The following is a 10,390-nucleotide window of genomic DNA, read 5'->3' as shown; positions in this document are numbered from 1 at the left end:
GTACCGCTCGGGCAGGTCAGGCCAGGGCACACCCGTGCGGGCACGGAACAGCACCCCGTTGATCACCCTCCGGTGATCGGCCCACTGCCCACCTGGCCTGCCATTGACCGGCAATAACGGCTCGATCTTCTGCCACTGCGCATCACTCAGCTCATGCCGTCGCACCATGCAGGACACCTGCCCCGCACCACACCGATCCACCACCAAGAGCCATCAGAAACGGCCTAGGCCGTCCGCCCCTCGACCCGCGCCGCGAGGGCGAAGAACACCCTCGCGGCGCCGGTGCGTTACTTCTTCTCTTCCTTGCCGCCCGTCTTCACGTCGACACCCATGTCCTTGAGCTTGCCCGGCAGGTCCTGCGGCTGCACCTGCTCACCGTCGATCTTGACGGTCGGAGTGCCCTGGATCTCGGCGCCGTTGAAGCTGGCGATCATGTCCTTGGCCCACTTGTTGTACTTCTTGGACTCGACCGCCTTCTCGAACTTCTTGTTGTCCTTCAGCGCGGGGACCTCGTCGGAGACCTTGAGCAGGTAGGCGTTGTCGGCGAACTTGTCGTCCTGCTCCTCGGGGTGCCACTTCTTCGAGAACAGCTGGTGCTTGTACTCGACGAACGCGTCCATGCTCACCGCCTTGGCGGCCCCCAGCGCTCGGGCGGCGTTCTTCGATCCTGAGCCGCCCATGTTGTCGTCGATGATCGAGCCGAGGTGGACGCGCAGCTTGAACTTGCCGTCGTCCGCGCCCTTCTGCAGCTGCTCGCCCATGGCCTGCTCGAAGCTGGCGCACGCCGGGCAGCGCAGGTCCTCGTAGACGTCGATGGTCTTCTCGGCCTTGGCGCCGCCCGTGGTGACGGCCATGTCGTCACCGCTGGAGTCCTTGCCGTTCAGCTTGGCGACGGCGATGCCGATACCGGCCACCACGACCAGCACACCGACCACCGTCAGCGCGACCAGCAGCTGCCGCCGCGTCCGCTCCTTCTTGGCCTGCTTCTCCCGCTCGACCCGCAGCCGCTCGCGGGCCGCACGCTTGGCTTCGGGGCTGTTGCGCTTGCTCATGAGTGTTCTTCTCTTCTCCGTGATATCCGTACGCGAAAGGAAACCCGACCGTGCTCAGGCCGCCAGGGCGGCGGTGAGCGCGGGCGGGCCGCGACGGTGCACGGAGTGCGTCAGCAGCGGCAGCGCACAGGGACCGGGAGCGGGGCGCGGGCGCGGGAGCCGGGCCGGCCCCGTACCGCCCGAGGCGGTGTGGCAGGCGGCCACTGCGCACCACAGCGGGCGGAAGGCGGTGGCGGCGACCGCCCGCAGCAGCCGGGCGAGGGCCGCCTCGCCGCGCCGCAGCCACAGGGCGGCCAGCAGACCCACGCACACGTGCGCGGCCAGCAGCAGCCACGGCAGCGCGGCACCGGGCACGCCGTGGACGCCCAGCGGATACGCGCCGGTGTCCACGCCGCGCGCGGCCATCCGCGCCAGCGGGGTGCCGACGTTGCCGCCGCCGCACAGCAGATCCACGCCCACGGAGCGCAGCGGACCCGTCACCGGGCCGCCGGCCTGCCCGTAGCAGGCGTGCTGCCCGGTGGTGAAGACCGTGTCGGCCGCCAGCTCCAGCGGGACCAGTCCGGCGGCGATCCGCCCGAAGCCGCGTTCCCGGCCCGCGAGGGCGAACGCCAGGACGAAGACGAGAGCCGAGACCGCCAGCAGCGGGCGGAGCGGGACGGGGGCACCGGAGAGCAGCACGTGGGAGCCGCAGGACAGCGCGATGCACAGGGCCGTGAAGAGCCCCGCCCGCGCCGTTCGTATGCCTACCGCACCCATGGTGACCGAGTGTGCCACGAGGACGCGTAAGCGGTCCCTAAAGGTCGCGAACCCGTCCGCGTCACCGGCCGCCGGGCGCCCGGGATGTTCCGCACGCCCGGATTGGTGCCCGGGCGCCACCGGCGGCTCGCCGGGTCGCAGACCCCGGCGGCGCGGCCGTCGGCTCGGAGCCCCGGCGGCGCGGCCGTCGGCTCGGAGCCCCGGCGGCGCGGCCGTCGGCTCAGACCCCGGTGATGCGGCCGTTGCGGAACAGGTCGACGAAGATCTGGTGATCGCGGCGGGCTGTGGCGCCGTAGGAGTGCGCGAAGTCCACCAGCATCTCGCGGAAGCCGGCCTCGTCCTGCGAGATCGCCTCGTCGATGGCCTGCTCGGTGGAGAACGGCACCAGGCTGTGGCCGCTCTCCGCCTCGTCCGCCGCCGCGTGCATCGTCGCCGTCGCCCGCGCCAGGTCGGCGGTGACCTGCCCGATCTCCTCCGGGTCCGACAGGTCCGACCAGTCCAGATCCACCGCGTACGGGGAGACCTCCGCCACCAGCTGGCCCGCTCCGCCCAGCTCGGTCCAGCCCAGCCACGGGTCGGCGTGGGCCTGGAGGGCGCGCTGCGAGATCACCGTACGGTGCCCCTCGTGCCGGAAGTAGTCGCGCACCGCCTGGTCGGTGATGTGGTGCGAGACGGCCGGGGTCTGCGCCTGCTTCATGTAGATGACCAGGTCGTTCTCCAGCGCGTCGCTGTGGCCCTCCAGCAGGATGTTGTACGAGGGCAGGCCCGCGCTGCCGATGCCGATGCCCCGCCGCCCCACCACGTCCTTGACCCGGTGCGCGCCGTGCCGCTCGCGGCCCTCGTGGCGCGGCAGCGTCTCCAGGTACGCGTCGAAGGCCTCCAGGACCGTCTCGCGGGTCTCCTTGTCCAGCTCGATGGAGCCGCCGCCGGGGGTGAAGCGGCGCTCCCAGTCGCGGATCTCGGTCATGGTGCCCAGCAGCCCGAAACGGGTGTTCGCACGGGCGGAGTGCAGAGCGTCCAGCACGGGGCCGCGCGCCGTGTCCAGGGTGAGGGCCGGCGGCTCGCTCTCCGAGGCGCCCGAGACCAGGGCGCGGACGCGGTCGCGGTAGGCGTCGGCGTAGGTGGTCACCAACGAGGTGATCTGCGTGTCGCTGAACGCCTTGCTGTAGCCCAGCAGCGCCACCGAGGCGGCGAACCGCTTCAGGTCCCAGGTGAAGGGGCCGACGTACGCCTCGTCGAAGTCGTTGACGTTGAACAGCAGGCGGCCCTGCGCGTTCATGTAGGTGCCGAAGTTCTCCGCGTGCAGGTCGCCGTGTATCCACACCCGGCTGGTGCGCTCGTTCAGGAAGGGGCCGCTGTCCCTGCCCTCGTGCAGGTCGGCGTAGAAGAGGCAGGCCGTGCCGCGGTAGAAGGCGAAGGCGGAGGCGGCCATCTTGCGGAACTTCGTCTGGAAGGCCGCCGGGTCGGCGGCGAGGAGGTCGCCGAAGGCCGTCTCGAAGACCTCCAGGATCGTCTCGCCGCGCTCTGCTGCCTGGCCTGCCTTGGTCATGTGTGCGCTCCGTCGGTGCGGTCGGTGGATCTGCTGTCCGCCTAACGTACGCCCGCGCGAGCGGGTGCCCGGCGCGTACGGCCGCGCCGCCGGGTGTCCGCTGGGGGACCGGGTGTCCGCCGGGGGGGACCGGGTGGTTCGTCGGCGGGCTGTCGGTGCCGGGTCGTAGACTCCTCATTCGCCCCCAAAGACCCGCACCCGGAGGTGGCCTTCGCCGTGAGTGAGCAGCCCTTCACGCATCTGCACGTGCACACGCAGTACTCGCTCCTGGACGGCGCGGCCCGCCTCAAGGACATGTTCGCCGCGTGCAACGAGATGGGCATGTCGCACATCGCGATGACCGACCACGGCAATCTGCACGGGGCCTACGACTTCTTCCACTCCGCGAAGGACGCCGGGGTCACCCCGATCATCGGCATCGAGGCCTACCTCGCCCCCGACCACCGCAGGAACACCCGCCCGGTCAAGTGGGGCACCCCCCACCAGAAGCGGGACGACGTCTCGGGCAACGGCGCCTACACGCACATGACGATGTGGGCGCGCAACGCCACCGGGCTGCACAACCTCTTCCGCGCCCAGTCCCGCGCCAGCCTGGAGGGCTTCTTCCGCAAGCCCCGGATGGACCGCGAGCTGCTCGCCGAGTACGCCGACGGGCTGCTGGCGACCACCGGCTGCCCCTCGGGAGAGGTGAGCACCAAGATCCGGCTGGACCAGTTCGACGAGGCGCTCAAGGCCGCCGGGGAGTACCAGGACATCTTCGGCAAGGAGAACTTCTTCGTCGAGCTGATGGATCACAACATCGAGATCGACCGGCGGGCCCGCAAGGGCCTGGAGGAGATCGCGAAGAAGATCGACGCCCCCTTCATCGTCACCAACGACTCGCACTACACCTACGAGCGCGAGGCGGCGGCGCACGACACCCTGCTGTGCATCCAGACGGGCAGCAACCTCTCGGACCCGGACCGCTTCAGCTTCGACGGCGCCGGCTACTACCTCAAGTCCGCCGAGGAGATGTACGGCATCGACTCCTCGGACGCCTGGCAGTCCGGCTGCCGCAACACCCAGCTCCTGGTCGCCGAGCGCATCGAGACCGAGGGCATGTTCGAGCCGAAGAACCTGATGCCGAAGTTCGACGTGCCCGAGGGGTACGACGAGATCTCCTGGTTCAGGGAGGAGGTGCGGCGCGGCATGGCCCGCCGCTACCCCGACGGCGTCCCCCAGGACCGCCAGGAGCTGGCGGACTACGAGATGAAGGTCATCATCGACATGGGCTTCCCGGGGTACTTCCTCGTGGTCGCCGACTTCATCAACTGGGCCAAGGACAACGGCATCGCGGTCGGCCCGGGGCGCGGCTCGGCGGCGGGCTCGATCGTCTCCTACGCCATGGGCATCACCGACCTCGACCCGGTCACCCACGGGTTGATCTTCGAGCGGTTCCTCAACCCCGAGCGCATCACCATGCCCGACGTCGACATCGACTTCGACGAGCGCAGGCGCGGCGACGTTATCCGGTACGTGACGGAGAAGTACGGCGCCGACAAGGTCGCCATGATCGGCACCTACGGCACCATCAAGGCCAAGGCCGCCATCAAGGACGCCTCCCGCGTGCTCGGCTACCCGTACGCGATGGGCGACCGCATCACCAAGGCCATGCCCGCCGACGTCCTCGGCAAGGGCATCCCGCTGTCCGGCATCACCGACCCCAACCACCCCCGCTACAGCGAGGCGGGCGAGGTGCGGGGGATGTACGAGAACGAGCCGGACGTCAAGAAGGTCATCGACTCCGCCATGGGCATCGAGGGCCTGGTGCGCCAGATGGGCATGCACGCGGCAGGCGTGATCATGTCCAGCGAGCCGGTCATCGACCACGCGCCGATCTTCTCCCCGAAGAACGACGGCACGGTCGTCACCCAGTGGGACTACCCCAGCTGCGAGTCGCTGGGCCTGCTGAAGATGGACTTCCTCGGGCTGCGCAACCTCACCATCATGGACGACGCGGTCAAGATGATCCGCAAGAACAAGGACGTCGACCTCAAACTCCTCGACCTCCCGCTCGACGACCCCAAGACCTTCGAGCTGCTGTGCCGGGGCGACACCCTCGGCGTCTTCCAGTTCGACGGCGGCCCCATGCGCTCCCTGCTGCGCATGATGAAGCCCGACCACTTCGAGGACATCTCCGCCGTCTCCGCGCTCTACCGCCCGGGCCCGATGGGCATGAACAGCCACATCAACTACGCCCTGCGCAAGAACGGCCAGCAGGAGGTCACCCCGATCCACCCGGAGCTCGAGGAACCCCTCAAGGAGGTCCTCGACATCACCCACGGCCTCATCGTCTACCAGGAGCAGGTGCAAAAGGCCGCCCAGGTGCTCGCTGGCTACTCGCTGGGCCAGGCCGACCTGCTCCGCCGCGCGATGGGCAAGAAGAAGAAGGAGGTTCTCGACAAGGAGTTCGTGAACTTCCAGAAGGGCATGCGGGACAACGGCTACTCCGACGGCGCCATCCAGGCCGTCTGGGACGTGCTGGTGCCCTTCGCCGGCTACGCCTTCAACAAGGCGCACTCCTCCGCCTACGGCCTGGTCACCTACTGGACGGCCTACCTGAAGGCCAACTACCCGGCGGAGTACATGTCGGCGCTGCTCACCTCGGTGCGCGACGACAAGGACAAGTCCGCGGTCTACCTCAACGAGTGCCGCAAGATGGGCATCAAGGTCCTGCCGCCCAACGTGAACGAGTCGGAGGCGAACTTCACCTCCCAGGACGACACCACGATCGTCTTCGGGCTCACCGCCGTGCGCAACGTCGGCCAGAACGTCGTCGACTCGATCGTCAAGTGCCGCAAGGCCAAGGGCAAGTACACCTCCTTCCCCGACTTCCTCGACAAGGTCGAGGCGGTCGTCTGCAACAAGCGCACCGTCGAGTCCCTGATCAAGGCCGGCGCCTTCGACGAGATGGGCCACACCCGCAAGGGGCTGACCGCCCAGTTCGAGCCGATGATCGACAACGTGGTGCAGGTCAAGCGCAAGGAGGCCGAGGGCCAGTTCGACCTCTTCGGCGACCTCGGCGGCGACACCGAGGACTCCGGGCCCGGCTTCGGCCTCGACGTGCAGTTCTCCGAAGAGGAGTGGGAGAAGACCTACCTGCTCGCGCAGGAGCGCGAGATGCTCGGCCTGTACGTCTCCGACCACCCCTTGTTCGGCCTCGAACACGTGCTGAACGACAAGGCCGACGCGGCCATCGCCCAGCTGACCGGCGGCGACTACTCGGACGGCTCCATCGTCACCATCGGCGGCATCATCTCGGGCCTCCAGCGGAAGATGACCAAGCAGGGCAACGCCTGGGCCATCGCGACGGTCGAGGATCTGGCCGGCTCCATCGACTGCATGTTCTTCCCCGCCACCTACCAACTGGTCTCCACACAGCTGGTGGAAGACGCCATCGTGTTCGTCAAGGGCCGCCTCGACAAGCGGGAGGACGTGCCCCGGCTCGTGGCCATGGAACTGCTGGTGCCCGACCTCAGCGAGGCGTCCGCCTCCGCGCCGATCACCATCACGATCCCGACCGTGAAGGTGACGCCGCCGCTGGTGGAGAAGCTGGGGTATGTGCTCACCCAGCACCGCGGGGGCAGCGAGGTCCGGGTGCGCCTGCAGGGCGCTCGCAAGACGACGGTGCTCCGTCTCGACCGTCACCGGGTCACCCCCGACCCGGCCCTCTTCGGCGACCTCAAGGAGCTCCTGGGCCCCTCCTGCCTGGCCGGTTAGCCGCTCGCTGCCCGGGGGGCCGCGCCCTCCGGGCAGCGCCGGGCAGGGCAGCGCCGGGCAGCGAGCAACGGGCAGGGTCGGTGGCTCAGTTGTGGCCGAAGCGGCGCTGCTTGCCCTTGCGGGAGACGTCGCCGGTGGTCGCCCTCTCGTCGTCGGCGCGAGCCCTCTCCTGTTCCTGCTGCCGCTGCTCCGCCGTGCGCCCCTGTCGCCGGGTCTGTTGGCGATCTGCCTTCTTGGCGTTCTTGGCCATGATTGCCTCCTGGGGCTGTGGTTCGCCCGGTGCGCAGTCTGTCGAATCAGCCTTGCATATCGGTAATAGCTCTGCATGTCGGACAATTACCAAAAGTGAGTTGTTGGTGACGGCGCCACGCCGATGATCGAGGTCGGGCTGATAACCCCGGTGCGGTCGGGCAGACTCGGAGCAGACCCGAAGGACACGGGGAACGGCCAGCACGCGAAGGCAGGGCCTCGGCTGTAGGTCATGACCGAGAGTGGGTGGAACGTCGTGGACCGCTGCGTCGTCCTGGTGGACGCCGGTTATCTGCTGGGCGCCGCCGCCAGCCTGCTGGCGGGGGAGCCGACCCGCTCCCGGATCAGTGTCGATCACTCGGGTCTGATCCAGGCCCTGCGCCGGCAGGCGGAGGCCGACACGCAGTGTGCTCTGCTGCGTATCTACTGGTTCGACGGCGCGCCCGACCGCGTGCCGCAACCCGAGCACCGCAGGCTCCGGGTGATGCCACGGGTCACGGTGCGGTTGGGTGCGCTGACCCGCAGCGACGGGCGGTGGGCGCAGAAGGGCGTGGACGCGGCCATGCACGCCGAGCTGACGGAGCTCGCCCGCAACCGCGCCTGCTCCGACATCGTGCTCGTGACCGGCGACGGCGACCTGCTGCCGGGCCTGATGTCCGCCAAGGAACACGGGGTGGCCGTCCACCTGTGGGCGGTACAGGCGGCGGACGGTGACTACAACCAGTCCGAGGACCTGGTCGCGGAGGCGGACGAGCGGCGGGTGCTGGACCGCACCTGGATCACACCGGTCGTGCGGGCCAAGGACCTGAGCGGCGCCTGTGCGCCGCAGCCCGCGCCGCGCCCGGAGATCGCCGCCATCCTGGCCGCACCGCTGCCGGAGACCGCCAAGAACGGGGACGGCCCGGACGAACGCCGTGCCCCCGCGCCACCCGCCGGGGCGCCGGAGCCCGCCGGGTCGCAGGAGCGTGCGGCACCGGCCGGCCCCGAGCCGCAGTCCGAGACGGAGGCCAAGGCGGCTCAGGAGGACCCCGGGCCCGGCGGCGCGCCGCACCGCGCCGAGGGGGTGCCCACGCCGAAGGATCTCGCGGACCTCGGCCGGCACGGGCACCACGCGGGGGCGGTGCCGGGACCGCCGCCGGCGGCGACGCTGCGCTGGTCATCGGACCGGGGCTGGGTCGAGCGGGCGGCGGCCGAGCCGCCGGAGACGGCGGCGCTGCCCATGCTGGCCCAGCTCACCTCCGCCGAGCAGCGCTGGGCGGACCGCGAGGAGGACATCACGGCGGTCAGCGGTGACCCCTACGAGGTCGGGCAGGTGTTCGCGCGCCGCTGGATCGAGCGGCTGACCAACGACGTGCCCCTGGGCCGGCTCTCGGGCGAGTACCCGCGCATTCCGCACCGCATCGACGGGGAACTGCTGCGCTACGCCGCACGGTTCGGGCTGCTGGCACACAAGGACGACCAGATCGACGAACACGACCGCTACGCGATCCGTGCGGGTTTCTGGCGGGAGGTCGACGCCCGCACCGGGGCCTCGGCCGAACACCCGCAGGGCACCCCGGCCGCCGACTGAGCACGTCAACCGGCGGGCTCGGCGCCCGCCCCCGGCGACAGTGGGCCCGGAACGGAGCGGTGGAACCGGGACGCGTACCCTCATAGGTCGTGGATACGGGCACACGGCGGGCGGAGGACAGCTCGGTGACAGGCGCGAGGACGCGCATGGGTGAGCCCGTGCCCGCCGTGCGAGTCGAGGGCCTCGTCAAGACGTACCCGGCGGTGCGGGCCCGGCGCGGGACGCCCGCGGTGCCCGCCGTACGCGCCACCGACGAGGTGTGCCTCGATGTGCGCCGCGGAGAGATCTTCGGGTTGCTCGGCCCCAACGGCGCCGGCAAGTCGACCCTCGTACGGCAGCTGACCGGTCTGCTGCGGCCCGACGCGGGCGCCGTCGAAGTGCTCGGCCACGACCTGGTCCGCCACCCCGAGCGTGCCGCGCGGCTGCTGGCGTATCTGGGCCAGGAGTCCACCGCGCTCGACGAGCTGACCGTCTCCCTCGCCGCCGAGACCACCGCCAGGCTGCGCGGGATGCCGCTTCCCGCGGCGCGGGCCGCTCGCGACGAGATCCTGGCGGAGCTGGGGCTCGAGGAGCTGGCGGGCCGCGCCCTGAAGAAGCTGTCGGGCGGGCAGCGGCGGCTGGCGTGCGTGGCGACCGCGCTGGTGGGGGACCGGCCGCTGCTGGTGCTGGACGAGCCGACCACCGGTATGGACCCGCACGCCCGGCGCGCGGTGTGGGCCGCCGTCGACCGCCGACGTGCCGAGCGCGGCGCGACGGTGCTGCTGGTGACCCACAACGTCATCGAGGCCGAGACGGTGCTCGACCGTGTCGCCGTGCTGGACAGGGGCCGGGTGATCGCCTGCGACACGCCGGGCGGCCTCAAGGCCACGGTCGGCGACGAGGTGCGGCTGGAGCTGCTGTGGCGTGAGCGGGCTCCCGTGGAGCTCCCGGGCATCGCCGCGCTCGCCGCCGAGGCGGCCGTCTCCGGGCGCCGCTGGACCCTCCGCCTGCCGCCCGCACGCGCCCGCGAGGCCGTGACACTGGTCACCGGCGGCCCCGCCTTCCCCGCCCTGGACGATTTCCGGCTCGCCACCCCCAGCCTGGAGGACGTCTATGTGGCGCTCGGTGGCCGCTCGGCAGGCCAGAGCGGTGCCGAGGGTCTGGTGAAGGCATGACGCCGCCGGCCCGCACCGCCCGCGACGGTCAAAGGCGCGCACCGGCGGCAGGCGGGAAGCCGCCAGGACACGTGGCCCGGCGTGGGTGGTACGCCGCGCGGGCGGAAGACGGCACAACGATGCGGCACGGGACGAAGCGGCCCGGCGGGCGGCATGTCAGGAGCGAGCTCGGATGAGGACGACGGCGGCCACGACGGACAACCGGGACACGGACGAGACCGCGCCGGCGCCGACGGAACCCGACGGCGCGGTGCCGTCGCCCGGAGGGGCGACGGCGTCCCCCCTCGCCCCGGCGGAGCCC

8 protein-coding genes are annotated in these 10,390 nt (G+C 70.8%); 3 read left to right on the top strand and 5 right to left on the bottom strand.

Translation table 11 applies throughout. The features are described from left to right. From AB8Z75_RS24205 to AB8Z75_RS24190, 4 genes are all read right to left on the bottom strand, one after another. Positions 1-168, bottom strand: a 168-nt coding sequence (locus tag AB8Z75_RS24205; RefSeq protein ID WP_369205389.1) for a transposase, incomplete at its 3' end; no start/stop codon positions are given. A gap of 119 nt (positions 169-287) precedes the next feature. Continuing rightward, positions 288-1,052 carry a thioredoxin domain-containing protein gene (locus tag AB8Z75_RS24200; RefSeq protein ID WP_369205385.1) on the bottom strand — a complete coding sequence of 255 codons (765 nt, stop codon included), beginning with the start codon at positions 1,050-1,052 and terminating at the stop codon, positions 288-290. 54 nt (positions 1,053-1,106) lie between these two features. Continuing rightward, the gene (locus tag AB8Z75_RS24195) at positions 1,107-1,808 is read right to left on the bottom strand and encodes a hypothetical protein (protein WP_369205383.1); all 702 of its coding nucleotides are present in this window, start codon (positions 1,806-1,808) and stop codon (positions 1,107-1,109) included. A gap of 220 nt (positions 1,809-2,028) precedes the next feature. Next, positions 2,029-3,357 (bottom strand): DUF2252 domain-containing protein, encoded by a 1,329-nt coding sequence (locus AB8Z75_RS24190; protein WP_369205381.1) that lies wholly within the window; start codon positions 3,355-3,357, stop codon positions 2,029-2,031. Positions 3,358-3,573: 216 nt separating this feature from the next. Here AB8Z75_RS24190 and dnaE point away from each other — a divergent pair, with 216 nt between their 5' ends. Further along, positions 3,574-7,116 (top strand): DNA polymerase III subunit alpha, encoded by a 3,543-nt coding sequence (gene dnaE, locus AB8Z75_RS24185; RefSeq protein ID WP_369205379.1) that lies wholly within the window; start codon positions 3,574-3,576, stop codon positions 7,114-7,116. Between the two features lie 85 nt (positions 7,117-7,201). Here the strand turns inward: dnaE and AB8Z75_RS24180 are convergent, their stop codons facing one another. Beyond that, positions 7,202-7,366: a hypothetical protein gene (locus tag AB8Z75_RS24180; protein WP_369205377.1), complete on the bottom strand. Its 165-nt coding sequence runs from the start codon at positions 7,364-7,366 to the stop codon at positions 7,202-7,204. 255 nt (positions 7,367-7,621) lie between these two features. Here AB8Z75_RS24180 and AB8Z75_RS24175 point away from each other — a divergent pair, with 255 nt between their 5' ends. Next, positions 7,622-8,935, top strand: a complete 1,314-nt coding sequence (locus tag AB8Z75_RS24175; protein WP_369205387.1) for an NYN domain-containing protein — start codon at positions 7,622-7,624, stop codon at positions 8,933-8,935. A 146-nt stretch (positions 8,936-9,081) separates the two neighbouring features. Further along, a complete protein-coding gene (locus AB8Z75_RS24170) occupies positions 9,082-10,089 on the top strand; it encodes an ABC transporter ATP-binding protein (RefSeq protein WP_369205375.1) in 1,008 nt (335 codons plus the stop codon). Positions 10,090-10,390: the final 301 nt, after the last annotated feature.

The sequence above is a fragment of the Streptomyces sp. PU-14G genome (genome assembly GCF_041028275.1).
Lineage (GTDB): Bacteria > Actinomycetota > Actinomycetes > Streptomycetales > Streptomycetaceae > Streptomyces.
This window is presented reverse-complemented; position numbering and strand designations above follow the sequence as displayed.

Bases quoted from the DNA above. Each gene is read 5' to 3' on its own strand.
- AB8Z75_RS24200 (WP_369205385.1), bottom strand. From the start codon at position 1,052: ATGAGCAAGCGCAACAGCCCCGAAGCCAAGCGTGCGGCCCGCGAGCGG.
- AB8Z75_RS24180 (WP_369205377.1), bottom strand. From the start codon at position 7,366: ATGGCCAAGAACGCCAAGAAGGCAGATCGCCAACAGACCCGGCGACAG.
- AB8Z75_RS24170 (WP_369205375.1), top strand. From the start codon at position 9,082: ATGGGTGAGCCCGTGCCCGCCGTGCGAGTCGAGGGCCTCGTCAAGACG.
- AB8Z75_RS24195 (WP_369205383.1), bottom strand. From the start codon at position 1,808: ATGGGTGCGGTAGGCATACGAACGGCGCGGGCGGGGCTCTTCACGGCC.
- AB8Z75_RS24190 (WP_369205381.1), bottom strand. From the start codon at position 3,357: ATGACCAAGGCAGGCCAGGCAGCAGAGCGCGGCGAGACGATCCTGGAG.